The sequence below is a fragment of the Pantoea sp. XAF26B01_ASV70 genome (assembly GCF_054512635.1).
In genome coordinates, this window is sequence record NZ_CM137251.1 from 1,933,729 (window position 1) to 1,960,118 (window position 26,390).

Here is a 26,390-nt window from a genome sequence, read left to right on the forward strand (position 1 = left end):
AGCTCACCACGCTTAAAAGCCGGGAGCACAGGCTCCCGGCCGGGTGAAATTACAGACCGAGCAGGCCGATCCAGTAACCAAAGATACCGATAGCAAAGAAGCCAACGATAATCCACAGCGCGTTCACTTTACGGCGTAACAGCCACATACAGCCAAAGGTCAGCAGCAGCGGCACCACGCCCGGCATCAGCTGATCGAGGATCGACTGTACGGTGGTGACGGTGGTTTTACCGGTCGAGTCGGTAATACGTGACACCACCAGCGGGATGTTAACGTGTGTCCACTTGTTGACCAGCGCCCCCATGACAAACAGGCCGAGTATCGACGCGCCCTCCGTGAGTTTCTGCAGGAAACCGCCGCCCATATCACTGACGATATCTATCCCTTTGCGATAGCCATAGGCCACGCCGTAGTAGCGGGTCAGCAGACGTGCCAGGTTAAACAGCACAAAGAAGAGCAGCGGACCCAGCAGACTGCCACTCATGGCGATACCGGCTCCCAGCGCGGCAAACACCGGGCGCACCGTACCCCAGAAGATCGGGTCGCCAACACCGGCCAGCGGTCCCATCAGGCCGACTTTAAGGCCGTTAATCGCGCCATCGTCGATCGGTGCGCCGTTAGCACGCTGCTCTTCCATCGCCATAGTCACGCCCAGAACCGGCGCGGCCACATAAGGATGGGTATTAAAGAACTCCAGATGACGCTTGATCGCCTGCTTACGCTCATCATTGTTCTCAGGATAGAGACGGCGGATCACCGGCACCATTGAGAAGCAGAAGCCCAGCGCCTGCATGCGTTCAAAGTTCCATGAACCCTGGAACAGATTAGAGCGCAGAAAGACGGCGCGAACATCACCGGGTGTCAGTTTCTTTTCGACTTTCGTAATATCAACCATGTGCTCACCTGTTCCTTAATCGAGTTCGTTATCAAGATCGTTTGCGGTCGCAGCACCTGTTGGTGCTCCCGCCACACGGTTGTATTTCGGGCTGAGCTGAATGTAGAGCACCGCCATAACCACGCCAATGACGCCCAGCGCCACCAGGTTAAAGTTGGTGAAGGCGGCGGTGACGAAGCCCAGGTAAAAGAACGGCATCAGGTAGCCTGCGCGCATCATGTTGATGACCATCGCATAACCGACCACCACAATCATGCCACCGGCGATATTCAGGCCGTTGGTCACCACGTCCGGAATAGAGCTGAGTAAGGCGTGAACCGCACTGGTGCCGACCGAAATCGCCACAATCAGCGCCGGGATAGCGATACGCATCGCCTGTAACAGCAGGGCAGAGACGTGGATCCAGGAGATGGCCGTGAGGTTACCTTTCTCTGCGGCTTTGTCAGCCGCATGCTGGAAGGCGACGGTCAGCGTACGCACGATAATGGTCAGTACCTGTCCGGCGGCGGCCAGCGGAATCGCCAGCGCAATACCGGCACCCACACTTTGACCGCCAGCGATAACCAGGATGGTCGAGATAATGGAGGCGAGGGCGGCATCAGGCGCAACGGCGGCACCGATGTTCATCCAGCCCAGCGCAATCATCTCCAGCGTACCGCCGATAATAATGCCGGTTTTCATATCACCCAGCACCATACCAATCAGGGTACAGGCCACCAGGGGACGGTGAAACTGGAACTCATCCAGAATCGACCCCATACCGGCAATACAGGCGACAATAAAAATCAAAATAATTTGTAGCGAGGTTATTTCCATCATACTTCTTGTCCTCAGCAGGATAACCAGGAGCCCGGAAACGCAGGCGCATAAGTGCTTCTGTTACGCGTTAACTTTCGCGATCAGATCCATCATTTTCAGTTTCTGGTCACTGGAAACTTTACGCACTTCCAGTTCAATATTGCGTTCATTGAGTTTGCGGAATGCGGCAATATCTTTTTCATCGACCGAGACCGCATTATTGACCTGAGTTTTCCCCTGGCGGAACGCCATACCGCCGATGTTGACGGTTTTAATATCGACACCCTGTTCCACCACGCGCAGTACATCGGTGGGGTTGGTAAACAGCAGCATCACGCGATCCTGACCATACTTCGGGTTATTCCACACCCGCACCATCTTATCGACATCCACCACATGGGCCGTGACGCCGGGCGGAGCGACCTGCGTCAGCAGAGTCTTGCGCACATGATCGTTAGCCACTTCATCGCTGACGACGATAATGCGCTGAACGTTGGTCTCTTTGGTCCAGCGCGTTGCCACCTGCCCATGAATCAGACGGTCATCAATGCGTGTCAGCCCGATTTTCATGTGGTCACCGGGCGCCATCGGCTTAGCCGGTTGCACCGCAGCGGCCGGTTTCACCGCGGCTGGCGCCGGCGCTTCTTCTTTGGCTTTCAGGGCTTTGACGCCTTCACGGCCGGTCTCCACCGCCACGGCGACCAGCTCGTCAAAACCGGGATTGTCATCGCGCGCCATCAGGGTTTCGACCAGCATCGGGATATTGACCCCGGCGATGACCTCATACTGCGGTTTGTCGACCACGAGGCGACTGGCCGCATTAAACGGACTGCCACCCCAGGTATCAACTAAAAACAGGACTCCCTGCGTCGTATCAAGTTCTGCCAGTCGTGCCTGATATTTTTCAATCAGCGTTTCTGCATTTTCACCGGGGACAAAATCTATCCAGCCGACATTGTCCTGCTCGCCCAACAGCATTTCTGCTGTTTTCAGCAGTTGTTCCGCTGCCCAGCCGTGTGTACCAATTACTATCGCAATGGTCACGTGCTACCTCCGTTCGCTAGAGATGCTCATCTGAGTCAATGAACTGTATTGAATTGCTTTGATGATCTGTTTAACCGGATGATTCGAATTATCGGTATAGCGTCGAAAAAACATGGGTTAACTACGTCAAGGCGGTAAAGTCGCGATTTATTTTAGTGATCGAAAAAATAAATTATGTGATGTCTGTCAGCTATTCATCCTGTGAAGTGACCAGTAACCCTTTTTATGCGCCTGATCATCCGTCAGGCAGATTGTAAAAATAAGAAAATTTTTTGACGCAATTCGCCGACCTGATACATTAACGTTCTGTTTATTACTCAGGAGTAACGGGCTTCAGCCCACCTTTATGGATCGTCACCGACGTCGCTTAATCTGTTCTTTGCGCCTGCTGGCGCGTCACCCTTCGCCTCACGGCGTTTTCACCGCTTTCCCGACTACCTGCATGTCACGCTTTGCTGCGCTGATAAGCAGCACCGCGATCTGTTCCCTGTTCTGGAGTCATAAATAATGGAATTTTTATTCGACCCCTCAATCTGGGCGGGTTTACTGACGCTCGTGGTGCTGGAAATCGTACTCGGCATTGATAACCTGGTGTTTATTGCCATCCTGGCCGACAAACTGCCGCCGAAGCAGCGTGATAAAGCACGCCTGATTGGCCTGTCACTGGCGCTGGTCATGCGTCTGGGTCTGCTGTCGCTGATCTCCTGGATGGTGACGCTGACGACGCCTCTTTTTAGCGTAGGCGGTTTCAGCTTTGCCGGTCGTGATTTAATTCTGCTGGCGGGTGGTCTGTTCCTGTTGTTTAAGGCGACCATGGAGCTGCACGAGCGGCTGGAGAACCGGCAGCTCGACGGATCCGGTAATCGGGGATATGCCAGTTTCTGGGCTGTCGTGACGCAGATTGTGGTACTGGACGCCGTCTTCTCGCTGGATGCTGTGATTACCGCCGTGGGTATGGTGAACCACCTGCCGGTGATGATGACCGCCGTGGTGATTGCGATGGGTGTGATGCTGCTGGCATCTAAGCCGTTAACCAACTTTGTTAACGCGCATCCGACTGTAGTGGTGCTCTGCCTGAGCTTCCTGCTGATGATCGGTCTGTCGCTGGTGGCAGAAGGCTTTGGTTTCCATATTCCTAAAGGCTACCTCTATGCGGCGATTGGCTTCTCGATTCTGATTGAGCTGTTCAACCAGGTTGCACGTCGTAACTTTATCCGCCATCAGTCAAATCGCCCGATGCGTGAACGCACCGCCGAAGCGATTTTACGCCTGATGGGGGGCCGCAACCGTGCCCAGACCGCCAGCAATGGCAACACCAGCAGCAGCGAAGAGGCAGCGCTGGCGGAAGCGATGCCGCAGGAAGCGTTTAAAGATGAAGAGCGCTATATGATTAATGGCGTGCTGACGCTGGCTTCCCGCTCGATTCGCAGCATCATGACGCCGCGCGGTGAAATCTCCTGGGTCGATGCGAATCGGCCGGTAGATGAGATTCGCGGTCAGCTGCTTGATACGCCTCACAGCCTGTTCCCGGTCTGTCGGGGTGAACTGGATGAAATTGTCGGCGTTGTGCGAGCCAAAGAGCTACTGGTGGCGCTGGAGCACGGTGTGGATGTGGCGACCTTTGCGGCCAATACACCCACCATCGTGGTGCCGGAGACGCTGGATCCGATCAACCTGCTTGGCGTGCTACGTCGTGCCAAGGGCAGCTTCGTGATTGTCACCAATGAGTTTGGTGTGGTTCAGGGTCTGATTACGCCGCTGGACGTGCTGGAAGCGATTGCGGGTGAATTCCCGGATGAAGATGAAACGCCCGATATCATTGCGGATGGTGATGGCTGGTTAGTGAAAGGGGGGACCGATCTGCACTCGCTGCAGCAGTTGCTCGACTTCCATGAGCTGGTCGACCCGACAGAAGACCACGCCTCGCTGGCGGGCCTGCTGATTGAGCAGAAAGGGCAGTTACCGCTTCCTGGCGATGTGATTGATATTACTCCGCTGCACTTCCAGATTATCGAAGCGACCGACTACCGTATCGATCTGGTGCGTGTCACTAAAGATAAACCGCATGATGAGGATGAAGAGGGCTAATCGTTCTCGTTGATGCAGCGGCGCTGCCGGGTTTACCGGCCGCGCTGAATTCTCCGACAGCCGCTGGCTCATTGCCGCGGCTGTTTTTTTGTCTGTGGCGTAAGGTCATCAGGCAGGGCGAAACGGGGCTCAGGCGATTGTCACCTGCGGGCATCAGCCTGATGCTGCGCCAGCCACGCCGGGAAGTCCTGCAGCGGCATCGGGCGGGCAAAATAGTAGCCCTGCAAATGATCCACGCCGCGTTCGCGCAGATAGGCCGCCTGCTCAGCCGTCTCCACGCCTTCGGCCACCAGACTGATATTCAGGCGCTGGGCCAGCGAAATCACCATATCCGTCACCGTGGCATTAATCGCGTCAGTGCCGATGGCTGCGGTGAAAATCTTGTCGATTTTCAGCACATCTGGCTGCAGATCTTTCAGGTAGGAGAGTGAGCTGTGACCGGTACCAAAATCATCAATCGCCAGCCGGACACCGATGTCGTGCAGTTGCGCAATCACCGACTGGTCCACGACCGGCAGGGCATCGCGCTCGGTGAGCTCCACCACCAGTTTTGGCACCGGATTGGCAGGCCACCACAGGTTGTGCAGATCTTCCAGAATGGCGTGGTCGCGGAAGTGGCTGGCGGCAACGTTAATGGCGATATGGAACGCGGGATCGTCGGGCAACTGCGGTAACTGACTCACCACCTCATTCAGTACAAAGCGCGTCAGCGGTTTGATCAGGTTCTGTCGCTCGGCCAGGGGAATAAAGACATCCGGTGCAATCCAGCCCTGACGGGGATTATGCCAGCGCAGCAGTAACTCAATACCGTCGCACTCACCACTTTTGGTGTTGATCAGCGGCTGGCAATAAACCATAAACTCACGGGCCGTAATGCCATAACTGATTTGCCAGCTCAGGCTCATACGATTTGCGGTCGCCAGCCAGACGATGTAACCCATAAGCAGGCTCAGCAGCAGCGCCAGCGGGAGCTGTGAAGGAAGCGTCGCCAGCGCAAGACGGGTCGGGGAGGGGCCATAGAGGGTCAGCGTAAACGGATAGCGCAGCGAGCCCTGCTCATAGCTCACTTCATCATCTGCCGGCACCGTGGGCTCGATCAGTGGATTGCCATACTCCAGGCTTTCCCCGTTGACGTTAAAGACAGCGCGTTCCACCCAGGGCAACTGCGGCTCCAGCAGATAATTGCTCATCATTTCGATGTTGATCACCTGCAAAATCCCGGAGCGGTTATCCAGGCTCTTTGGCGTCCACAGCAGTAAAATGGGCGAACCTTTCAGCAGGTACTCATCGGTTGCCAGCGTCATGCGCTGACTGTTAAAGGCTAAGTCAGGGTAAGTCTGGCTAAAGGGGATGGTGCGCGGCCCGTAGATACTGGAGCAGTAGAGCACGTCGTTATCCACCAGCAGGATCGCCCGGACCGTCTGCAGGGAAGAGATTTTTTCGATGAGTGGAAAGCGAACATCCTGACAGGGAACGCCGACCAGACCCAGCGTATTATTGGCTGAAACCTCAAGCGGTGAAAACATCCGGTCAAACCGCATAATCGCTTTATCGGCGAAATCCATCGCCTGCTGCTCGATACGTGACTTCTCTTCGATATAGCGAAAGGCCAGGGTTAATATCAGCACCACGGTGGCGATAGAAAGCGCTATCAGCACACGCTTGCGTCTGAATTTTCCAACAGATTGCTGGGCCATAAACATCTGTATTCACCTTCCCAAAAAGCCAGTAAAAAGCAAAACACAACGGGGTGAGTATCGGCACGGTCAGATCAACATTGAGGCCGGAATGCAGAAAAGCGGGTCTGGAAAGTTGCGTAAGCCGGACGGCTGCGCGGAAATCACTCTACCGGTTTAACCTGCGCTGAGATAGCGCAGGATGCGGATTTTATTACGTTTGCACGTTTTTTAGTCAGTTAATCGTTTCGCTTAATCACACTGAACTTTAATCGCCAGACCGCCACGCGAAGTTTCACGGTATTTGGCGTTCATATCTTTGCCGGTTTCATACATTGTCTCGATAACCTTATCCAGCGAGACGCGGGGTTCGCTGGTGCGCCTAAGTGCCATGCGCGCCGCGTTAATCGCTTTAACCGAGGCGATAGCATTGCGCTCAATGCAGGGCACCTGAACCTGACCGGCTACCGGGTCACAGGTCAGACCAAGGTTATGTTCCATGCCGATTTCAGCCGCCACGCAGACCTGCTCCGGACTGCCGCCCAGCAGTTCAGCCAGACCGGCCGCCGCCATAGAACAGGCGACACCCACTTCACCCTGACAGCCCACTTCCGCGCCTGAAATAGAGGCGTTCATTTTGTACAGCACGCCGATGGCGCCAGAGGCGAGGAAATAGCGCAGGAAAATGTCGGGTGTCACTGGTTCAATGAAGTGATCGTAGTAAGCCAGCACCGCAGGCACGATACCGCAGGCACCGTTAGTTGGCGCGGTCACCACGCGGCCTCCCGCGGCGTTCTCTTCGTTAACGGCCAGCGCATACATATTGATCCAGTCGATTACAATCATCGGATCGCTTGAGTGCTTGTCAGAGGAGGTCAGCAGACGACGCAGGGAGGCGGCGCGACGCGGCACGCGCAGTGGCCCTGGCAACACGCCTTCGGTATTCAGACCGCGATCGATACAGGCCTGCATCGTCTGCCAGATGTTAGTGAAATAGGCATGGATCTCATCGCGGCTGTGCAGCGCCAGCTCATTTTTCATCACCAGACCTGAGAGTGACATGCCGGTTTCACGACAGTGAGCCAGCAGATCTTTGGCGGAGTGGAACGGCCAGGGCACAGAGACTTCATCCAGTGCCGACTGCCCGAAGTGCTCTTCATCAACAATGAAACCGCCGCCAACGGAGTAATAGGTTTTTGACAGGATCAGCAGGTCGCCCGCAAACGCGAGCAGGCGCAGGCCATTTTCATGCAGCGAGAGGTTCTCACTGCGAAATACCATGCCGCCTTCACGCGGGAAATCCACTTCGTGTGCGCCTTTCGCCAGCAGCAGTCGCTCACGCTGCTCAACATCTTTAATAAAGGCGGGGATCGCATCGATATCCACCGTATCCGGCGATTCACCCGCCAGACCCATAATAATGGCGATATCAGTGTGATGGCCTTTGCCGGTCAGAGAGAGAGAACCGTAAACATCCACGGCGATCCGGGTGACCTCCTGCAGCTTTTCCTGTTCGCACAACAAATCCACAAACTGTTTACCTGCTTTCATCGGGCCGACAGTATGCGAACTTGAGGGGCCGATGCCCACTTTGAACATGTCAAAAACACTAATCACAGGTGACACTCCTCACAATTATTCTCAGTCTGCCGGGGCAGTTTATGGCGCCCATAGTAATGGTCATGCACCAGGAAAGAGCAGCTTTTCGCATGAAATAAACTTATCAAAACTCATAGAAAAAATTATAGTGCAGCGCGCCAGTAACCTGACGGGCTGGAGAGAGAAAAACGAGAAAGGTTTCAGAATGCGATCTGAGTACTCAGTGATCGGATAATACCCGCGGTCATGCCCCACACCAGATAATCCTGATAGCGCGACAGCCAGACCGGGTGGCGAACGCCAGCCCGATGCACCTCCAGCGCGCTGTAGCGGCTGAGCTGCAAAGCCTCGGCCAGCGGCATCTCAAAGGCGCTGCTCACCTCATCCGGATTAATCGTTAACCGCAGATCGGCCGGAATGATCCCCAGTACCGGCGTCACCTGAAAGCCGGTGCTGCTGGTCACGGCGGGCAGTGCGCCTAATACCTCGACCTGATGCGGCTCAATGCCAACCTCTTCCTGTGCTTCACGCAGTGCTGTGGCGATGAGCGATGCGTCAGTGTCATCCTGCATCCCGCCGGGAAAAGCGACCTGTCCGGCATGTTTGCGCAGGGCGTGTGAGCGCTGCGTCAGCAACAGACCGGGTTCATGCCGTGCCACAATCGGCACCAGCACCGCCGCATGGCGCCCGGATAGCAATTGTGTGCTGCGGGCAGGCTGCTGCAACAGAAAACGGCTGCGGAAATCATCAAGCGTCAGGGCCAACTGAACCTCCGGTTTGTTCCAGTGCCGGTAAGATCCGGCTGACTTTGTCGAGTGTTTCCTGATACTCCGCTTCGGGATCGCTGTCTGCAACAAGCCCGCCGCCCGCCGCACAGTAGAGCTGCTGATCTTCAGCGATCAGCGTGCGAATGGTGATGCTGGTATCCATCCGGCCACACAGGCTGAGATAACCGATGCTGCCGCACCAGGCATTGCGCCGCTGTGGCTCCAGTTCATCAATAATCTCCATCGCCCGAATCTTGGGCGCACCGGTAATCGAGCCGCCCGGAAAACAGGCGCGCAGCAGATCGGTGGCCTGCAGGGTGTCAGGCAACTGCGCCCGCACCGTGCTCACCAGGTGGTGCACGGCGGGGAAGGGTTCAACCACAAACAGTTCCGGCACCGTGACCGAGCCGGGTAGCGCCACCCGGCCAATATCGTTGCGCAGTAAATCGACAATCATCAGGTTTTCGGCCCGATCTTTTTCTGCATGGCGCAGCGACTCAGCCTGTTGCGCATCAGCAATCGGATCGTCACAGCGTGGCCGGGTACCTTTGATCGGTCGGGTTTCGATCTGCTTATTATTCAGCGACAGAAAGCGCTCCGGCGACAGGCTGAGGATCGCGCTCTCCGGCAGACGCAGAAAAGCGCTGAACGGTGCGCGGTTAGCCGCATTGAGTATACTGAACGCCTGCCACTCATCACCCTGGTAACCGGCCTGAAAGCGCTGCGCCAGATTAACCTGATAACAGTCACCCGCCTGAATATAGGCCTGAACCGCCGCAAAACGCGCAGCGTAATCTGCATAGCTCAGGTTGGAGCGCCAGCGGCTGGTCAGTGAAAAGGGCACGGCCTCGCGCGCCGGCCATTGCGCCAGCCAGGCGGCGCGTTCTTCCGCGTTCTTTAACGCCACCAGCGTCAGAGTCTGCTGATGATGATCGGCAATCAATGCCCAGTCATAGATACCCACCGCCATGTCAGGCGTGGTGAGATCGGCTGCGGCCTGCTGAGGCAGGGACTCAAACCGGCGGCCCAGATCATAACCAAACAGGCCCAGCGCACCGCCCTGAAACGGCAGGGCATCGCTGGCAGCCGGCGTCACGCCCAGCGCATCACACTGCTGCTGCACCAGCAGCAGGGGATCGGCGGTTGATTCGGTCGTGCCGGTCGGGTCGCTGAGCGTAGTCATCGCACCGCGGGTCACCAGGGTGGCGCGGGGATCGGCGGTCAGAATATCAAAGCGGTTGTCACTGTGGTTCGCCTGCGCGGAGGAGAGCAGCATCGCCCAGGGCAGATGGGCAATCGGGGCAAAACGCTGAGTCAGCGCATCCGGGTTATAATCAAGACTGAGGGTTTCAACAATCATCGGGCAGAGAAATCAGAGAGCAAAGAGGCGGTCAGACTGCCATATTTTTTCCTGACTGGCACCTGTTAGTTCCGCGTGGGATACTGTCTGCCCCAACGCAGGAGTGAAACATGTTTATAGGAATACCGGCTCTCTCTCATGAGCAGCAGCAGCAGGCCGTCGAACGTATTCAGGAATTGATGGCGGGAGGTTTGTCGAGCGGTGAAGCGATCACCCAGGTGGCGCAGGAGATCCGACAAAATTTCAAGGGCGAACGGATTCGGGCGCTATTCGAAGACGAAGATGAAGAAAACGAAGAGGAATAACGCCCGGCGTTTTAACGTGCAGCGATAATTTTAATTTCGATTTTGTACTTCGGATTCAACAGCCCGGCCTGTACCGTGCAGCGCACCGGCGCATTACCTGGAGAGACCCATGCGTCCCATGCGCGGTTCATCGCAGGGAAATCGGCCTTATCCACCAGAAACAGCGTCGCATCAAGGATTTTGCTTTTATCGCTACCGAGCCGTGTCAGAATCGCATCAATCACTGCCAGCGCATTGGCTGTCTGCGCTTCTGCGTCGGCATCCAGATTCTCAGGCACACTGGTGTAATAGATCGTGTCGTTGTGGATCACGGCTTCGGACATACGGTGTTCCGGGTCAATGCGGGTAATACTCATCGGTTTCTCCCTGGTTAATTGCGCATTAGCCTGGCACACTCCCGACATCGCTGTCACCCCTTACGCCTTACAGGCAGCGCTCAACAATCGCCTGTCTGTCCGCCATCACCTGAGGCGCCATCCGGAAAGTCGTGAAATATTTCACCTCAGCCCCTTTTCGGCGGGGCGACACATCCGCAAAAATCGAATCTTCCCAGGTAAAAACGCTGATCTCGCTGCCGTTGGGCTGGGTGTGGGTGGTGTTATCTCTGGCAATGACGCTGGTGGTGGACCAGCCGCGATAAATACAGTCGCTGAGCTGAGGGACGGTGCGGGTGCTTTGACCCTGAAAAACAGGCTGCTGCAGACGAGCCTGATCAGGCGTGGGTGCCTGGCAGCCGCAGAGCAGCAGCACGCCAGCCAGAGAGCCGATGCGGAAACAGTTCATACATTCCTCCGCCTGAGTCAGGCAGTCGGGTTAAGGCCATCTGTTTTACACCGCCTGAACGGCAATGTTAAACCAGTCTCAGCACGTCAGCCTACGGGTGCCACATCCCAACGGTAAGCTGATTTAATCATTATAATCCGCGCGTTTGTTTACTCGCTGCGTTCCTCTGCATTTGCTAACTGCATCACACTGTCTGCATCATGATCATGAGCCGCGGACGTTGTCACTGTTGCAGCCCTGGTGCGCTAAAGCAGCATGAAGCGTCGAAAGAGCGGGAGAAGTGAGGGCACGCGCGGCATAAAAATGTTATAAAACAGCAGATAAATCGCGCTACGGATGAGGATTCAGGCATGGCGAATACGCAGTATCTTTTTTGGGTGATGGTCGGCGCACTGACGCTGCTGTTTATTGTGGTTTCGGCATTTGTTGGATTGTCCCGTGGCAGTAAGCAGGGCTTTATTATCTTCGCTATTCTGTTCATCGTTATGCTGGCGGGCGCGTTGTACGTCCGCTTATAAGCAGGTCGCAACAGCAGCGTCGCCAATAATCGTGATATCAGGTCACCAGCCAGAAACAGATAAACGCCCAGTACCAGAATGAGCCGTATCTGGCTGAGCGGCCTGCTTTATTTGCCGCTTTTTATCTGGCCAGTGTTGAATCAACCCTGCTATAGCTGCTCAAAAAACTCACCATACAAGGGTAGCGCTTACTGCGAAAATTCACAGTGATATTGATGGTGACATCCTGCGGCGCCCCATCTGAACGTCGTCTGCGTTATGTTCTTCTCTGGATTACCCGCTAACGGCTCGATATGTCTCCCCGCCAGCACGCCCATCTGTCCAGGCGGCGCATATCTGATAAAAAGTATTCGTCCAGCAGCCATAGATAACGCTATTTTTGCTATTCGCTGGCCTCTGAAGTGAAAATGTAATAAGCGACATCAGCGGGGGCGATTCCTTCAACACGTTTTTGTGCAATACCCTGTTTTACAGATTCTGGAAAACGCAGGTAAATACGGTTGTCTTCACTGAATAAGGCCTTATCTATCTCTTTCCCGTCATCTTTGAAACAGGTTGCATAGGTGTCCCTGAATATTTTACTGACATTATCGATATCTCTGCTGAGTAAAATGACTTCATTTTTTTTCAGATAGTTGCTCTGAATGTTTTGACTCGCTGCAGGGTGGATTAAAAACGTTGCGCTGGGTAATGTTTCCCTTTGCGCCCCTGAGCAATAAATCAGGGTAGCCGCCGAACCCGTCATTGCGGCATTGATGGTTTTTATCGGAATCCTCGACCCCCTGACGGCCTGGCCGCCCATATAGCCAGCTTCCATGTCGCCGCCAAAGCTGTTTATATAAAGCGATATTTCTTTTACAGCAGGGTAACTTGCATTAATATCATCGATGCCTGCCATCAATTCTGCCACTTTAGTGCCATTAACCTCGCCAATGTAAACAATTTTTGCCGATTTTATCTCTAGCGCTTTCAGGGTGTTATTCATCACCACTGACGTTTTTGCTATGCAGCAAGCGGAAGTGACGCCCAATAACAGAAAAGTGAAATAACGCACCATAAAAACTCCATTTAAGGGTGTGACGCTGTCAGTTTAAGGATCAGTAATGTTTAAAAAGAAAATAGCCCGTTGTAACTTCCAGGGTGATGATATAGAAGATAAGTACGATGAATATCAATAATAAACTCGCCCTGGCGTAGTTTTTCTTTGAACGTTTAGTCCTTCGGTTTAAGGACCAGTAAAGCAGCATGAAAAGATTTAATACGGGTATGCCGGTTAAAATTAATGTGACAATCCAATCCCATAGGGAGACATCATCGACGTGTTGATTATTTTCCACAGTGTTTTTTACGCTATGTGAGTGGTGGAGTAACGACGTTAACCGCTACGACGTGCAGATCATTTCCTGACTGCTGACGAGTTTTTATAGATTCGCTGAGGATAAACGTCAGACCAGTCTGGTTGTTCGCCGGACATAATCGCGCGCCGCTGTGCAGGGCTGATCCCCTGGTTTATATGCGGCATGACAGGTTCACTATGTTGACCAACTGGGTTAAGTTTGACCTCATCGTTGGTAACGCAACCGCTCAGCGTCAGAATCACTAAGCTATACCGGGGTAATTTTGGGAACAATGATATTTCTCCTTATTGATGTAATGGTGTCCTGACTGACTGACTGACTGACTGACTGACTGACTGACTGACTGACAGATGGATGCAACAGGGCAGCAACAGCCAGATTACATCCCACTTCACTTATAATATAAAACCCCACTTCATTTACATTAACGGATATCTTTAGCGAGATAGTCTTAAACGGCCTTTTAAAGAGGACGGATGCCGTGGGCATCGTTTCTATTGTGATGTGACTCATCTGGCTATGAGTTTATTGCCTGTGAGAGATAACAGAATTCCTGAATTTTAATTACGTCTCCATCGTCTGTTAAGTCAGCCTGGCTGCATCAGAGGAAATATTCAATCCGCTAATGCTCACAGGTTACGTTTAAATTCTGTCTCTTTTATATCAGGGATTTTTTCTTATAACAACATAACGATGTTTAATGCTACTCCTGTTGAGTTTTTATTTAATGTTACCTTTCTTTGTGCATAATTGTGCTTTGAATCGCATCATTAACTTTTCGTGTCCCTATATTATAACAGTTAAGTTCCGGCCTTTTATTCATTAAACGAGTAAGAGGTTTTTTTGAAAACAGAGGTTTTTAAACGGCGAATTATTAAACCCGCTATCATACTGACGTCAATGATAACGCGGCTGGAGGAGGCGAATGGGCATCCGATTAACCGGTACGCTATCAGCACCGGCTGTGACGCAAGGCTGTTTCACGCAGTGGCGAAGCAGAGTCTGCGGCAGCGCCCGCATTTCTGATATCTTTTGCGAGCCTTGCAAAACAGATGGCAGGAGTAAGCTACACTCAAAGGGCATAGCAAAATTGCTATCTGACACCGGAGGAATTTATGTCTGAACGCCCTGATTACGATGAGCCGCTGCCCGATGACGCTGAGATTTATCCTGAAGATGAGGAAGAAGATGAAGAAGATGAACCATTAGAAAAGGATGTCTAGCGTCACCTGCATAATCTTTTATGACGCGTTATCGCGTTGCACCGCAAAACCGCCTGCGTGCAGTTTTGCGGTTTCTTACGTCGCCTGAATTTAGTGCAAAATTTCCCTCCCGGCTCGTTTCGACGATCAAAATGATAAATACAGAAAAATGAAACTCTTTTATTCAGAGAGATTGATATCAACCCTTTACTGAAGTGCTTAAAAACGTCACATCGTGGTGTTTGTTAATTAAATTAACATTGATTGTAATTATAAACTCTTTATTCGTTCTGATTTTGATTTAACGCATTTTGTCACCTTGCTGATTCAGTAGTCAGCGGAATAGTATCCCTGCCGCAAATAAGCTTATAAAGCAGGGATAAAAATGAAATTACCAAAAATGTTAAGTCTGGTTGTGGCGCTTTCTACCCTCAACGTAGCCGGTGCGGCGGAACCGCACTGGACGTACGAAGGCAAAGCTGGCCCGGAACACTGGAGCGAACTGACCAGCGACTTCCACATCTGCCACGAAGGTAAGTCCCAGTCGCCTATCAATATTAAAGATCCGATTGAGGGACATTTACAGGCACTCGATCTGGCCTACCATACGTCGGCTGAGAAGGTGATCAACAATGGCCACACGATTCAGGTGACCGTTGATGAAGAAGATGATTTTGTACTGGATAGTGAAAAGTTCACGCTGCGTCAGTATCACTTCCATACGCCGAGTGAGAACCAGATTAATGGGCACACCTTTCCCCTGGAAGCCCACTTTGTACACAGCAAAGAAGATGGTGATCTGGCCGTGGTCGCGGTGATGTTTAAGGTCGGTAAAGAGAATCCGGCGCTGGCACCGTTGATCGACGCTATGCCGAAACAGGAAAACCAGCAGGTAACCATTAATCGCCAGGTAAACTTACGCGATCTCTTCCCGGAAGATCTGCACTATTATCGTTTCAGTGGCTCCCTGACGACGCCGCCCTGCAGCGAAGGGATTCGCTGGCTGGTGCTGAAACAGCCGGTTTCGCTCTCTCAGGCGCAGCTCGACGCCTTTAAACAGGCGCTGAAAACCACCAATAATCGTCCGTTGCAGCATCTCAATGGGCGCATGATTGTAGAGTAGTCACAGCGATTTCTGCTGCCTTTCGCGGTGCAACTTTTCCATCAGGCATCCCGGTGCTGCGAGCGCTTCTCATCAGGCGGCCACGTGCCGCCTTTTTCCCCATCTTTCAGACGCGATCCAGAGTCTTTAGCTGCCACGCCCCCAACGACCGGAAATAGATAAGTTATTGATAATTATCAATTTTGCTTTGTTGATCCAATACTGACATAATTACAGTGTTTTTGCCGTTCTTAGTGAGGGTATGTGGCAGACGATTTTGCAGTGGATGGCGCGCTGGCGCTGGCGATCGCAGGCTTTAAGCCGCGTGAAGCACAGCGTGAGATGGCGCAGGCGGTATCTGAAGCCGTAAAACAGCAGGGTGAACTGGTGGTCGAGGCCGGTACCGGCACCGGAAAAACTTATGCCTACCTGGCTCCCGCTCTGCGGGCCGGTAAAAAAGTCATTGTCTCCACCGGATCCAAGGCGCTGCAGGATCAGCTCTATGGCCGCGATCTGCCTACGATGATCAAGGCGCTGGATTTTAAAGGTAAAACGGCCTTGCTGAAAGGACGCTCCAACTACCTTTGCCTGGAACGCATGGAACAGCAATCGATGGCGGGCGGCGATCTCACCGCGCAGGGGCTGACCGATCTGGTGACGCTGCGCAGCTGGTCATCGCAGACGGAAGATGGCGACATCAGCAGCTGTGCGGGCGTGACCGAAGACAGCCCGGTCTGGCCGCTGGTCACCAGCACCAACGATAACTGCCTCGGCACTGACTGCCCTCGCTATAAAGAGTGCTTTGTGGTCAAAGCGCGTAAGCGCGCTATGGACGCCGATGTGGTGGTCGTGAACCACCATCTCTTTCTTGCCGATCTGGTGGTGAAAGAGGGCGGCTTTGGCGAACTTATTCCCGAAGCTGATGTGATGATCTTCGATGAAGCCCATCAGCTGCCCGATATCGCCAGTCAGTATTTTGGTCAGCAGCTCTCCAGCCGCCAGTTACTCGATCTCGCCAAAGATATTATTACCGCCTACCGCACCGAGGTGCGTGATGCTCAGCAGCTGCAGAAATCCGCTGACCGCCTGGCGCAGTGCGCGCAGGATTTTCGCCTGTCATTAGGCGATCCCGGCTATCGCGGTAACCTGCGTGAACTGCTGAGCGATAACAACATCCTGCGGATGTTTACGCTGCTGGATGATGCGCTTGAGCTCTGTTACGACGTTATCAAACTCTCACTGGGCCGTTCAGCCCTGCTGGATGCCGCCTTCGAGCGGGCCGCGCTCTACCGTGGCCGGTTAAAACGGCTGCGGGCGATTAACGAGCCGGGCTACAGCTACTGGTATGAATGTACCTCACGTCACTTTATCCTGGCGCTGACGCCGCTCTCGGTGGCAGAACGCTTCCGTGAAGTAATGGATAATCGTAAGGCTGCATGGATCTTCACCTCAGCCACCCTGGCGGTGGATGAGAAAATGGCACACTTCGCCGAACGGCTGGGTGTGAATGCAGCAAAAAGCCTGATTCTGAACAGCCCGTTCGATTTTGCGAAGCAGGCGCTGCTCTGCGTTCCGCGCAATCTGCCTGAGCCTAACCGTCCGGGTGGTGCACGCCAGCTGGCCGCAATGATGAAGCCGCTGATTGATGCCAATAAAGGCCGCTGTTTCTTTCTCTGCACGTCGCACCTGATGATGCGTGAGCTGGCCGCAGAATTTCGCGCCTCAATGACGCTGCCCGTGCTGGTGCAGGGTGAAACCAGCAAGGGTCAGTTGCTGAAACAGTTCATCGATAAGGGCAATGCCCTGCTGGTGGCGACCAGCAGTTTCTGGGAAGGCGTGGATGTGCGGGGTGATGCGCTGTCGCTGGTGATCATCGATAAACTGCCGTTCACCTCACCGGAAGATCCGCTGCTGAAAGCCAGAATGGAAGATTGCCGGATTCGTGGCGGCGATCCCTTTACGGATGTGCAGCTGCCGGATGCGGTGATCACCCTGAAGCAGGGCGTGGGACGTTTAATCCGCGATACCGACGATCGTGGCGTACTGGTGATTTGCGATCAGCGTCTGGTTTCTCGTCCTTATGGCGCGCTGTTTCTCAATAGCCTGCCACCGACGCCGCGCACCCGGGACATTGCCCGCGCCATCGCCTTTATCCGCCAGCAACCCGAACCAGACGCGTAATTTTATGCTAAGATGCGCGCCGTTTTCTTTCTTCTGAGGTAGTCATGTCAGCCCGAATTTTAGCGCTGGATACGGCGACAGAAGCCTGTTCAGCCGCCTTGCTGAATCAGCAACAGATTGATGCCCGATTCGAAATTGCCCCGCGCGATCACACCCAGCGTATTTTACCGCTGATCGAAGAGCTACTGCTGGCACAGCAGCTGGAACTGACCGACCTGGACGCGCTCGCCTTTGGTCGCGGCCCTGGCAGTTTTACCGGCGTGCGGATTGGCATTGGTATTGCGCAGGGACTGGCACTGGGCGCTTCACTGCCGATGATCGCGGTTTCCACGCTGGCCACGCTGGCGGAAGGCGCGTGGCGTCTGCACGGTGCTACCCGCGTATTAACCGCTATTGATGCGCGGATGGGCGAGGTCTACTGGGCCGAATATCAGCGTGATGAACAGGGTGCCTGGCAGGGTGAGGCCAGCGAAAGCGTGCTGTCGCCCGAAGCGGCACTGGCCCGGATGCAGGCGCTCTCTGGCGAATGGATGACCGCAGGCACCGGCTGGCAGGCTTATCCTGCCCTGCTGCAGGGACACGAACTTACCCTGAAAGCCAGTGACGTTACGCTGCCCGCTGCAGAAGATATGCTGCCGCTGGCAACCCTTGCGCTGGCGCAGGGGAAGACGCTGCTGCCGGAAACAGCGGAGCCCACTTATCTGCGTAATGAAGTCGCCTGGAAAAAATTACCTGGCCGGTAAAATGCACGCAACTTATTGTTATGCGTCCAGTCTAACTCTTTACCTAACGGGAGAACGTCTATGTCGTCAATGTGTGGTAAAGGGCTTTCAGGTCTGCTGCTGACCTGTGTGCTGGCGTTAACCGGCTGTGTCTCAATTCCTGACACGCTGCAGGGCAGCTCACCTCAGCCGCAGCAGGATCTGTTGCGGGTCATGAGCAATCCTTCGCTCTTTGTCGGGCAGGAATCGCGCTTTGGCGGCAAGGTAGTGAATGTCACTAACCTGAACGGCAAAACCCGGCTTGAGATTGCTGCACAGCCGCTGGATGATAGCGCCAGACCACGTCTGGGTGCGGCCTCGGTCGGTCGGATTTATGCCGATATCCGAGGTTTTGTTGATCCGGTGGATGTCAGAAATCAGTATGTGACGGTGCTGGGTACCCTGAAGGGGACGGAGCAGGGCAAAATTGGCGAAGCAGATTACAAATTTGCGGTCATCGATGTGCGCGGTTATCAGCGCTGGCGACTTACCCAGCAGGTGACAGCTCCACCTCAGCCGATGGATCCCTGGATCTGGTATGGTCCGACTCGCCATCGCGGTGGATACTGGGGCCCGAATCCCTACTGGGGAATGATGAACAGTGGGCCGGCAGAGGTGCAGACCATTCTGACTGAGTAAGTGCAAAAAACATTTAAGTATCAGCCCGGTCGCGGTGCTCGCTGCCGGGCTTTTTATTTGCCTGTTTTATCAGCACGAAATTTAGTGATGCACTTCGCAACCTCAACATGCCAAAACAGGCAAACTGGTACAATCAGTTAAAATATTGTTAACAAACCAGATTGGCTGAGGCAGCGATGGAAATACAACATAATTATCGGGGTGGATCCTTGAATAAGGTTTGGCTGAAACGCTACCCGGCAGATGTGCCTGCCGAAATAAGTGCAGATCGTTACACCTCGCTGGTGGATCTGTTTGAGCAGGCCGCAAAACGCTACGCCGATCAACCCGCGTTCCTGAACATGGGTCAGAAGATGAGTTATCGTCAGCTGGAAGAGAAGAGCCGCGCTTTTGCCGCCTATCTTCAGCAACAGCTGGGCCTGAAAGCGGGTGACCGTGTGGCGCTGATGATGCCGAATTTACTGCAGTATCCGGTGGCCCTGTTTGGTGTGCTGCGTGCGGGTATGGTGGTGGTCAATGTGAATCCGCTCTATACGCCGCGCGAACTGCAGCATCAGCTCAATGACAGTGGGGCCAGTGCGATTGTCATTGTCTCGAATTTTGCGCACACGCTGGAAAAAGTGGTGGCGAAAACCGCTGTGCGGCACGTCATCCTGACCCGGATGGGCGATCAGCTGGCGCCAATAAAAGCGACGCTGGTTAACTTTGTCGTTAAGTATGTGAAGAAGCTGGTGCCCAAATACCATCTGCCGGGGGCAATCTCATTTCGCCACGTACTGGAAGTCGGCGAAACGCTCAATTATCAACGCCCGACGGTCTCCAATGACGATCTCGCCTTCCTGCAATACACCGGTGGCACCACTGGCGTGGCCAAAGGGGCGATGCTGACCCATCGCAACATGCAGGCGAATCTTGAGCAGACCCGCGCGACCTACGGCAAGGTGCTGCGTGACGGTAAAGAGTGTGTCGTCACCGCGCTGCCGCTTTATCACATCTTCGCCTTAACGGTGAATGGCCTGCTGTTCCTGGAGCTGGGCGGTCAGAATCTGTTGATCACCAATCCGCGCGATATTCCCGGCTTTGTTAAAGAGCTGGGGAAATTTCCGTTTACCGCCATTACTGGCGTGAATACGCTGTTTAACGCGCTACTCAACGATGAGCAGTTTAATAAACTCGATTTTTCAACGCTGCGTCTTTCCGCCGGTGGCGGAATGGCGGTGCAGAAAGTGGTGGCCGAGCGCTGGGAAAAACTGACCGGACACTATCTGCTGGAAGGCTATGGCCTGACAGAGTGTTCTCCGCTGGTGTCGGTCAATCCCTATGACATCAGCTGTCATACCGGCAGTATCGGTCTGCCGGTGCCCTCGACCGATGTGCTGATTCTGGATGACGACGGCAATGAAGTTCCTCCGGGTGAACCGGGCGAACTTTGCATCAGCGGCCCGCAGGTGATGCTGGGCTACTGGCAGCATCCGGAAGCGACAGCGGAAGTGCTGAAAAATGGCTGGCTCCACAGCGGTGATATTGTTACCGTTGACCAGGAAGGCTTTATTCGCATCGTTGACCGCAAAAAAGATATGATTCTGGTATCAGGTTTTAATGTCTATCCGAATGAAATCGAAGACGTGCTGATGCAGCATCCTAAAGTGCGTGAAGCCGCGGCTATCGGTGTGCCCAGCGATCTTTCTGGCGAAGCGGTAAAAGTCTGCATCGTGAAAAAAGATGCATCGCTCACCAAAGAAGAGGTGCTCGATCACTGTCGCCGTCAGCTGACCGGTTACAAGGTGCCGAAAATCATTGAGTTTCGTGATGAGTTGCCTAAAACCAACGTCGGCAAGATCCTGCGGCGTGAGCTGCGCGACGAGGCGAAACCCGGCGCGAGCTGAATCCGGGCAGAAATTGAGGTTGAACGCCGGCATGTCCGGCGTTTTTATTGTTTTTAACATGGAGCGCCGCGCGTTGTTGGCTGCGGTGGAAATCAGACGTGAACTATTCCCTTATCGACCAGGATGATCAACTGGCAGACGTGTGTCAGAAAGCGCGCCAGCACGCGGCGGTGGCCCTGGATACCGAATTTGTCCGCACCCGCACTTACTACCCTCAGCTTGGCCTGATCCAGCTGTTCGACGATCAGCAACTGGTGCTGATTGACCCGCTGAATATCCGTGACTGGTCACCCTTTATTGCCTTGCTGACCGACACCAGCGTCACCAAATTCCTGCATGCCGGGGGTGAAGATCTGGAAGTCTTCCTGCACCGTTTCGGCGTGCTGCCGACGCCCATGATCGATACCCAGATTCTGGCTGCCTTTTCTGGCCAGCCGCTCTCCTGGGGTTTTGCCTCAATGGTGGCACATTTCACTCAGGTCGAACTCGATAAAAGTGAATCACGCACGGACTGGCTGGCGCGCCCTCTGACCCAGCGTCAGTGCGAGTATGCGGCGGCGGACGTTCACTATCTGTTGCCAATTGCGCGTCAGCTGATGATCAATACGGAAGAGGCCGGCAATATGTCGGCGGCACTCAGTGAGTGCGATAACCTGTGTCAGCGTCGTCTGGATAGCCTGTCGCCGGATGAAGCCTGGCGGGATATTACCAATGCCTGGCAGTTGCGCCCGCGTCAGCTGGCGGCGTTACAGCGGCTGGCGTCCTGGCGTCTGAAGCTGGCGCGTGAAAAAGATATGGCCGTTAACTTTGTGGTGCGCGAAGAGCACCTGTGGAAAGTGGCGCGCTTTATGCCCGGCTCGCTGGGCGAGCTGGATCATCTGGGGCTGTCAGGCCACGAAATTCGTTTCCACGGCAAAGCGCTGGTGGCGCTGGTGGCAGAAGCTGAGGCGCTGGATGAGAGCGAACTGCCGGCTCCGCTGGGCAATCTGATTGACCATCCGCACTACAAGCCAGTGTTTAAAGCGATGAAAGCGCTGGTGCAGCAGGTGAGTGAGCAGAGTGGATTCAGTCAGGAGCTGCTGGCGTCACGACGTCAGATTAATCAGGTATTAAGTCAGCACTGGGGCCTGAAGCCACAGGGACGTCAGCCGGAGTTACTCACCGGATGGCGGGGCGAACTGCTGAAACCCGGCATTGAGGAGATTCTGGCGGGTTGTTAACCGGTTAAATTTCCCCTGCCAGAGCGCAGGGGAAATTCAGCAAACGGTCAGCGTCATTTAGTCACTTCATCCGTTTCCGGCAGCGTCACGTTCAGCTCCAGAATCGAGATATCATCACCTTTCTGGTCGAGCTGAACCGTTACCATTTCTGGATCGATCTTCACATATCTGCAAATCACTTCCAGAATGTCGCGCTTAAGTTGCGGAAGATAGTGGGGCTCACTGTCGCCCCTTCTCCGTTCTGCCACGATAATCTGCAGCCTTTCCTTGGCTATATTGGCAGTGTTCTTCTTCCGGGATAAAAAGAAATCAAGTAATGCCATGGTTTATCCCCCGAACAGGCGTTTCAGGAAACCCTTCTTCTCTTCTTCGATAAAGCGGAAGGGGCGTACTTCACCGAGCAACCGTTCAACGGTATCGGCATAGGCTTTGCCAGCATCAGATTCGCCGTCAAGAATCACCGGTTCGCCCTGGTTAGAGGCACGTAACACCGATTGATCTTCAGGGATCACGCCGACCAGAGGAATGCGCAGGATCTCCAGCACATCTTCCATGCTCAGCATATCGCCACGGTTCACCCGGCCAGGGTTATAGCGGGTCAGCAGCAGATGCTCCTTCACCGGGTCCTGACTGTTTTCAGCGCGACGGGATTTGGATGAGATGATGCCGAGGATGCGGTCGGAGTCGCGGACAGAAGAGACTTCCGGGTTGGTGGTAATAATGGCTTCATCGGCAAAGTAGAGCGCCATCAGTGCGCCCGTTTCAATCCCTGCCGGTGAGTCACAGACGATGAAATCGAACTCCATCTTAGCCAAATCGTTCAGAACTTTTTCAACACCCTCACGGGTCAGCGCATCTTTATCACGGGTCTGCGACGCAGGCAGAATGTAGAGCTGCTCCGTGCGTTTGTCGCGAATCAGCGCCTGGTTCAGTGTGGCATCGCCCTGGATTACATTAACAAAGTCGTAGACCACACGGCGCTCACAGCCCATGATCAAATCCAGGTTACGCAGACCGATATCAAAATCGATCACAACTGTCTTTTTGCCTTTCTGCGCTAAACCGGTGGCGATGGCCGCGCTTGACGTGGTCTTACCAACGCCCCCTTTACCGGATGTAACTACAATAATGCGTGCCATAAATGTTGATTTCCTTAACAAAAGAAAAGGGGCCTAATTAAGTGTCTGGATAGTCAGCGCGCCATCCTGCAGGCACAGGCGCGCAGCTTTACCAAAAAATTCTTGCGGGATCTGATCCATGATCCAGTACTCTCCGGCAATCGAGACCAGCTCGGCAGCCAGGTTGGTACAGAAAATCTGGCAGTTGTGGTCACCGCTGGCACCCGCCAGGGCGCGACCGCGCATCATGCCGTAAATGTGAATATTGCCATCGGCGACCAGTTCGGCGCCGGCGCTGACGCTGCTGGTGATGATCAAATCGGCGTCACGCGCATAAATCTGCTGGCCCGAGCGCACCGGGGTGTTCACGATGCGGGTTTTCGTTGCTACCGTTTCGGTTACAGCCGGCAGTGGTTCTGGTATCGGCTGCGGCGCGGCGGCTTGCGGTCTGGCCTCTTTACCTTCTGCCAGCACGGGCAGGCCGGCACGGGCGATCATACGTTTCAGCGCTTCGTCTTTGCAGCCGCTTACGCCGACAATGCGTAAACCGGTGGCGAGAACCGCCTGTTGCAACAGTTTCCAGTTAACATCGGCACTTAATGTCGAGACGTTAAGTACCACCGGCGCGTTTTTCAGGAAATCTGGAGCCTGGTCAATCTTGTCCTGGAGTGCCTTGCGAATCACCGCAGGGTCATGGTGATGCAAATGGACGACAGACAGGGTGAAACTGCTACCTTTGAATTCGATTGGCGTTTGCGACATCTGTCCCGACTCAGTCCTGTTTTCACTACCGAAAGCCTGGCGATGATAAAATCATCGTGGAAGCGCTAACGGTGAATATTCGAAGTTCTGCAAGCATGTTATAGTTACAGCTATATTCAGACAAGCCTCAACGCCGGTTAATTCGAGTAAAAAATATGTTTTGTGTGATCTACAGAAGCCCGTTACGTGACCAGACTTATCTCTATGTTGAAAAAAAGGACGATTTCTCGCGCGTTCCGGAAGAATTGCTGAAAGGCTTTGGCAAGCCGCAGCTGGCGATGGTGCTTAAGCTGGCGGGGCGGGACAGGCTGGCTAATGCGGATATCAATAAAGTTAAGCAGGGATTGAGCGAGCAGGGCTATTATTTACAGCTCCCTCCGCCGATTGAAAGTCTCCTCAACATTCATTTACAGGCCGATAAAAAACTTTAACTCGGATTCTTCTGTAAATATAAATCCTGTCGGTGCGATCCTGGCAGGATAATATTGCCCTGATGCTGCGCAAAATTAACGGTGCAGCTTATCTGTTTCACCCCTTTTTAAATTCCCTGCTCAATTTTTTCTCCCGATTTGTACGATTATTCAGCGCTTCAACCCCTGCATTTACGCTTTCTGACAAATTACGCACCCCGGACCGTTAAAAGGATCTTATTATCACGCTATGAGGTTGGCATTTCGATCAACGCATGAGCAAACATCAACCCGCCAGCAGCGCTGGCATCACACCTAACCTGAACAGGGGATGAGCATGTATCAGCATCGTAACTGGCAAGGCGCTCTGTTAGATTTTCCGGTCAGCAAAGTGGTTTGCGTCGGGAGTAATTATGCAAAGCACATTAAAGAGATGGGCAGCGCAACCCCAACCGAACCGGTGATCTTTATCAAGCCGGAAACGGCGCTGTGTGATTTGCGTCAGCCGCTCTCTATTCCCGACGCGTTTGGCGAGGTCCATCATGAAGTTGAACTGGCGGTGCTGATCGGCGCGACACTGAAGCAGGCGACCGATGCGCATGTGGCTAAGGCGATTGCAGGTTATGGCGTGGCGCTGGATCTGACACTGCGTGACCTGCAGGCCGGGCTGAAAAAAGCGGGCCAGCCATGGGAAAAATCCAAAGGCTTTGATAACGCCTGTCCTGTCTCTGGTTTTATCCCGGTGACGGAATTCAGTGGCGATCCGCAGAACGTCGAGCTTAAATTGCTGGTGAACGGTGAAGTGCGTCAGCACGGCAATACCGAAGACATGATTCATAAAATCCTGCCGCTGATTGCCCACATGAGCCACTACTTTACCCTGCGTGCAGGCGATGTGATTCTGACCGGTACGCCAGAAGGGGTAGGCCCGATGCGCTCGGGTGATCAGCTGGAAGTTTCACTGGCGGGTCACGGCATCAGCACGCGCGTACTCTAAAAACTTGCATCACCGTCGCATAGGCTTTATAAGGTGCGGTTTAGGCACAATCCGGACAAATCATCATGACTGACACCCCTTTCTGGCAACAAAAACGCCTGGCACAAATGAGCGATGAGGAATGGGAATCCTTGTGTGATGGTTGTGGACAGTGTTGCCTGAACAAATTGCAGGACGCCGACACCGATGAGATCTACTTCACCAATGTCGCCTGTGATCAGCTCAATATTAAAACCTGCCAGTGCCGTAACTATGAGCGCCGCTTCGAGCTTGAAGAGGATTGCATCAAGTTAACGCGCGAAAATCTGACGACCTTCAACTGGCTGCCGCGCACCTGCGCCTACCGGCTGCTGGGTGAGGGCAAAGATTTACCCGTATGGCATCCGCTGCGGGCCGGTTCGAAAACAGCGATGCATGCGCAGCGTATTTCGGTGCGGTATATTGCGGTGCGTGAGAGTGAAGTGCGGGACTGGGAAGATCACATCATTGATCGCCCCGATCGCAACGGCTGAGTGCCGCGCTATCAATCGGAACAGAAAAAAGGCTGCCAGTGGCATAATGCTGGTCAGTTAAGATTAGATTTGTAAAGGCTGTCACGGTCAAACGTGGCAGCCTTTTTTCTGGCCGAGCAAGCCGCAGTGCGGGCCAGCGCACCTCTGCTGCTGCCGGGCCGTCCTCGCGCCGCTCACGCGGTACCTTCGGCTTTGACGTCGTGCCGACGAACCGTTCGGGGATCGGCCCTCCCTGGCCGGCCCCGACCTGTCCACGCTTCCCGGCGTGGACTTCTGGCCCACCGTCACGCCTCAGCGCTGCGGATAGCCCTTTCAGCAGCAGAGGCGCTCAGGCCTCCACTCTCGTGCCCTTTTTAACAATTCACACTGAAGTTTCAGAGCAGCCCGGCACCAGACTGCGTTATCACCT

General features: G+C 54.0%; 25 protein-coding genes. 12 read left to right on the plus strand and 13 right to left on the minus strand.

Annotation, left to right across the window (positions count from 1 at the left end):
• Positions 1-49 precede the first annotated feature (49 nt).
• The 3 genes from ACX8ZY_RS09015 to manX all read right to left on the minus strand — a co-directional run bounded on the left by ACX8ZY_RS09015 (position 50) and on the right by manX (position 2,737).
• Complete coding sequence (locus tag ACX8ZY_RS09015; protein ID WP_031591381.1) at positions 50-895, minus strand: PTS mannose transporter subunit IID; 846 nt, start codon at positions 893-895, stop codon at positions 50-52.
• Positions 896-910: 15 nt separating this feature from the next.
• Positions 911-1,711 carry a PTS mannose/fructose/sorbose transporter subunit IIC gene (locus tag ACX8ZY_RS09020; RefSeq protein WP_010670765.1) on the minus strand — a complete coding sequence of 267 codons (801 nt, stop codon included), beginning with the start codon at positions 1,709-1,711 and terminating at the stop codon, positions 911-913.
• Positions 1,712-1,774: 63 nt separating this feature from the next.
• Complete coding sequence (gene manX / locus ACX8ZY_RS09025; RefSeq protein WP_158131639.1) at positions 1,775-2,737, minus strand: PTS mannose transporter subunit IIAB; 963 nt, start codon at positions 2,735-2,737, stop codon at positions 1,775-1,777.
• A 507-nt stretch (positions 2,738-3,244) separates the two neighbouring features.
• Between manX and ACX8ZY_RS09030 the strand changes: the two genes are divergently transcribed.
• The gene (locus ACX8ZY_RS09030) at positions 3,245-4,825 is read left to right on the plus strand and encodes a TerC family protein (RefSeq protein WP_010260533.1); all 1,581 of its coding nucleotides are present in this window, start codon (positions 3,245-3,247) and stop codon (positions 4,823-4,825) included.
• A gap of 140 nt (positions 4,826-4,965) precedes the next feature.
• Here ACX8ZY_RS09030 and ACX8ZY_RS09035 read toward each other — a convergent pair whose 3' ends face one another.
• The 4 genes from ACX8ZY_RS09035 to pabB form a co-directional block, all read right to left on the minus strand.
• The gene (locus ACX8ZY_RS09035) at positions 4,966-6,528 is read right to left on the minus strand and encodes an EAL domain-containing protein (RefSeq protein WP_158131640.1); all 1,563 of its coding nucleotides are present in this window, start codon (positions 6,526-6,528) and stop codon (positions 4,966-4,968) included.
• Between the two features lie 225 nt (positions 6,529-6,753).
• Entirely contained in the window at positions 6,754-8,118 is a 1,365-nt protein-coding gene (locus ACX8ZY_RS09040; RefSeq protein ID WP_158131641.1) for an L-serine ammonia-lyase, read from the minus strand.
• 182 nt (positions 8,119-8,300) lie between these two features.
• Complete coding sequence (locus tag ACX8ZY_RS09045; RefSeq protein WP_158131642.1) at positions 8,301-8,864, minus strand: CoA pyrophosphatase; 564 nt, start codon at positions 8,862-8,864, stop codon at positions 8,301-8,303.
• Positions 8,848-10,227, minus strand: a complete 1,380-nt coding sequence (gene pabB / locus ACX8ZY_RS09050; protein WP_158131643.1) for an aminodeoxychorismate synthase component 1 — start codon at positions 10,225-10,227, stop codon at positions 8,848-8,850. The genes ACX8ZY_RS09045 and pabB overlap by 17 nt, the downstream gene beginning before the upstream one ends.
• A 110-nt stretch (positions 10,228-10,337) precedes the next feature.
• Here pabB and ACX8ZY_RS09055 point away from each other — a divergent pair, with 110 nt between their 5' ends.
• Positions 10,338-10,532: a YoaH family protein gene (locus tag ACX8ZY_RS09055; protein WP_010260545.1), complete on the plus strand. Its 195-nt coding sequence runs from the start codon at positions 10,338-10,340 to the stop codon at positions 10,530-10,532.
• Positions 10,533-10,543: 11 nt separating this feature from the next.
• On the opposite strand, the gene ACX8ZY_RS09060 is transcribed toward ACX8ZY_RS09055, so the two are convergent.
• A complete protein-coding gene (locus ACX8ZY_RS09060; RefSeq protein WP_003852699.1) occupies positions 10,544-10,888 on the minus strand; it encodes a RidA family protein in 345 nt (114 codons plus the stop codon).
• Positions 10,889-10,955: 67 nt separating this feature from the next.
• Positions 10,956-11,315: a hypothetical protein gene (locus ACX8ZY_RS09065; RefSeq protein ID WP_010260549.1), complete on the minus strand. Its 360-nt coding sequence runs from the start codon at positions 11,313-11,315 to the stop codon at positions 10,956-10,958.
• 350 nt (positions 11,316-11,665) lie between these two features.
• On the opposite strand from ACX8ZY_RS09065, the gene ACX8ZY_RS09070 reads away from it, so the two are divergent.
• A complete protein-coding gene (locus ACX8ZY_RS09070; RefSeq protein WP_459261026.1) occupies positions 11,666-11,833 on the plus strand; it encodes a hypothetical protein in 168 nt (55 codons plus the stop codon).
• A 382-nt stretch (positions 11,834-12,215) separates the two neighbouring features.
• Here ACX8ZY_RS09070 and ACX8ZY_RS09075 read toward each other — a convergent pair whose 3' ends face one another.
• Positions 12,216-12,890: an ATP-dependent Clp protease proteolytic subunit gene (locus tag ACX8ZY_RS09075; RefSeq protein ID WP_421665365.1), complete on the minus strand. Its 675-nt coding sequence runs from the start codon at positions 12,888-12,890 to the stop codon at positions 12,216-12,218.
• Between the two features lie 1,888 nt (positions 12,891-14,778).
• Here ACX8ZY_RS09075 and ACX8ZY_RS09080 point away from each other — a divergent pair.
• The 6 genes from ACX8ZY_RS09080 (at position 14,779) to rnd (ending at position 22,182) form a co-directional block, all read left to right on the plus strand.
• Positions 14,779-15,516, plus strand: a complete 738-nt coding sequence (locus tag ACX8ZY_RS09080; RefSeq protein ID WP_052270524.1) for a carbonic anhydrase — start codon at positions 14,779-14,781, stop codon at positions 15,514-15,516.
• Between the two features lie 243 nt (positions 15,517-15,759).
• Complete coding sequence (locus ACX8ZY_RS09085) at positions 15,760-17,676, plus strand: ATP-dependent DNA helicase (RefSeq protein WP_010260556.1); 1,917 nt, start codon at positions 15,760-15,762, stop codon at positions 17,674-17,676.
• A gap of 44 nt (positions 17,677-17,720) precedes the next feature.
• The gene (gene tsaB, locus ACX8ZY_RS09090; protein ID WP_158131645.1) at positions 17,721-18,419 is read left to right on the plus strand and encodes a tRNA (adenosine(37)-N6)-threonylcarbamoyltransferase complex dimerization subunit type 1 TsaB; all 699 of its coding nucleotides are present in this window, start codon (positions 17,721-17,723) and stop codon (positions 18,417-18,419) included.
• A gap of 60 nt (positions 18,420-18,479) precedes the next feature.
• The gene (locus ACX8ZY_RS09095) at positions 18,480-19,076 is read left to right on the plus strand and encodes a Slp family lipoprotein (protein WP_010260563.1); all 597 of its coding nucleotides are present in this window, start codon (positions 18,480-18,482) and stop codon (positions 19,074-19,076) included.
• Positions 19,077-19,285: 209 nt separating this feature from the next.
• Entirely contained in the window at positions 19,286-20,962 is a 1,677-nt protein-coding gene (gene fadD / locus ACX8ZY_RS09100) for a long-chain-fatty-acid--CoA ligase FadD (protein WP_010260565.1), read from the plus strand.
• A gap of 98 nt (positions 20,963-21,060) precedes the next feature.
• Positions 21,061-22,182: a ribonuclease D gene (gene rnd, locus ACX8ZY_RS09105; RefSeq protein WP_060680348.1), complete on the plus strand. Its 1,122-nt coding sequence runs from the start codon at positions 21,061-21,063 to the stop codon at positions 22,180-22,182.
• A 53-nt stretch (positions 22,183-22,235) separates the two neighbouring features.
• Here the strand turns inward: rnd and minE are convergent, their stop codons facing one another.
• Genes minE through minC form a run of 3 tightly spaced genes read right to left on the minus strand, consistent with a single transcriptional unit; the run spans position 22,236 to position 24,062 of the window.
• The gene (minE, locus tag ACX8ZY_RS09110) at positions 22,236-22,505 is read right to left on the minus strand and encodes a cell division topological specificity factor MinE (protein WP_008925314.1); all 270 of its coding nucleotides are present in this window, start codon (positions 22,503-22,505) and stop codon (positions 22,236-22,238) included.
• 3 nt (positions 22,506-22,508) lie between these two features.
• Positions 22,509-23,321 (minus strand): septum site-determining protein MinD, encoded by an 813-nt coding sequence (gene minD / locus ACX8ZY_RS09115; RefSeq protein WP_010260569.1) that lies wholly within the window; start codon positions 23,319-23,321, stop codon positions 22,509-22,511.
• Positions 23,322-23,354: 33 nt separating this feature from the next.
• The gene (gene minC, locus ACX8ZY_RS09120) at positions 23,355-24,062 is read right to left on the minus strand and encodes a septum site-determining protein MinC (protein ID WP_045139913.1); all 708 of its coding nucleotides are present in this window, start codon (positions 24,060-24,062) and stop codon (positions 23,355-23,357) included.
• A 155-nt stretch (positions 24,063-24,217) separates the two neighbouring features.
• On the opposite strand from minC, the gene ACX8ZY_RS09125 reads away from it, so the two are divergent.
• From ACX8ZY_RS09125 to ACX8ZY_RS09135, 3 genes are all read left to right on the plus strand, one after another.
• Entirely contained in the window at positions 24,218-24,493 is a 276-nt protein-coding gene (locus tag ACX8ZY_RS09125) for a YcgL domain-containing protein (RefSeq protein ID WP_010260572.1), read from the plus strand.
• A gap of 316 nt (positions 24,494-24,809) precedes the next feature.
• Positions 24,810-25,469, plus strand: coding sequence for a fumarylacetoacetate hydrolase family protein (locus tag ACX8ZY_RS09130; protein ID WP_010260576.1), 660 nt, complete (start codon positions 24,810-24,812; stop codon positions 25,467-25,469).
• A gap of 65 nt (positions 25,470-25,534) precedes the next feature.
• Positions 25,535-25,981, plus strand: coding sequence for a YcgN family cysteine cluster protein (locus tag ACX8ZY_RS09135; RefSeq protein WP_010260578.1), 447 nt, complete (start codon positions 25,535-25,537; stop codon positions 25,979-25,981).
• The last annotated feature ends 409 nt before the right edge of the window (positions 25,982-26,390 follow it).

Coding starts and splice junctions, on each gene's coding strand:
- ACX8ZY_RS09030 (WP_010260533.1), top strand. CDS start 3,245: ATGGAATTTTTATTCGACCCCTCAATCTGGGCGGGTTTACTGACGCTC.
- minD (WP_010260569.1), bottom strand. CDS start 23,321: ATGGCACGCATTATTGTAGTTACATCCGGTAAAGGGGGCGTTGGTAAG.
- ACX8ZY_RS09135 (WP_010260578.1), top strand. CDS start 25,535: ATGACTGACACCCCTTTCTGGCAACAAAAACGCCTGGCACAAATGAGC.
- minE (WP_008925314.1), bottom strand. CDS start 22,505: ATGGCATTACTTGATTTCTTTTTATCCCGGAAGAAGAACACTGCCAAT.
- ACX8ZY_RS09015 (WP_031591381.1), bottom strand. CDS start 895: ATGGTTGATATTACGAAAGTCGAAAAGAAACTGACACCCGGTGATGTT.
- ACX8ZY_RS09125 (WP_010260572.1), top strand. CDS start 24,218: ATGTTTTGTGTGATCTACAGAAGCCCGTTACGTGACCAGACTTATCTC.
- ACX8ZY_RS09075 (WP_421665365.1), bottom strand. CDS start 12,890: ATGGTGCGTTATTTCACTTTTCTGTTATTGGGCGTCACTTCCGCTTGC.
- ACX8ZY_RS09065 (WP_010260549.1), bottom strand. CDS start 11,315: ATGAACTGTTTCCGCATCGGCTCTCTGGCTGGCGTGCTGCTGCTCTGC.
- pabB (WP_158131643.1), bottom strand. CDS start 10,227: ATGATTGTTGAAACCCTCAGTCTTGATTATAACCCGGATGCGCTGACT.
- tsaB (WP_158131645.1), top strand. CDS start 17,721: ATGTCAGCCCGAATTTTAGCGCTGGATACGGCGACAGAAGCCTGTTCA.
- ACX8ZY_RS09130 (WP_010260576.1), top strand. CDS start 24,810: ATGTATCAGCATCGTAACTGGCAAGGCGCTCTGTTAGATTTTCCGGTC.
- ACX8ZY_RS09080 (WP_052270524.1), top strand. CDS start 14,779: ATGAAATTACCAAAAATGTTAAGTCTGGTTGTGGCGCTTTCTACCCTC.
- ACX8ZY_RS09055 (WP_010260545.1), top strand. CDS start 10,338: ATGTTTATAGGAATACCGGCTCTCTCTCATGAGCAGCAGCAGCAGGCC.
- ACX8ZY_RS09070 (WP_459261026.1), top strand. CDS start 11,666: ATGGCGAATACGCAGTATCTTTTTTGGGTGATGGTCGGCGCACTGACG.
- ACX8ZY_RS09095 (WP_010260563.1), top strand. CDS start 18,480: ATGTCGTCAATGTGTGGTAAAGGGCTTTCAGGTCTGCTGCTGACCTGT.
- ACX8ZY_RS09020 (WP_010670765.1), bottom strand. CDS start 1,711: ATGGAAATAACCTCGCTACAAATTATTTTGATTTTTATTGTCGCCTGT.
- minC (WP_045139913.1), bottom strand. CDS start 24,062: ATGTCGCAAACGCCAATCGAATTCAAAGGTAGCAGTTTCACCCTGTCT.
- ACX8ZY_RS09035 (WP_158131640.1), bottom strand. CDS start 6,528: ATGTTTATGGCCCAGCAATCTGTTGGAAAATTCAGACGCAAGCGTGTG.
- ACX8ZY_RS09060 (WP_003852699.1), bottom strand. CDS start 10,888: ATGAGTATTACCCGCATTGACCCGGAACACCGTATGTCCGAAGCCGTG.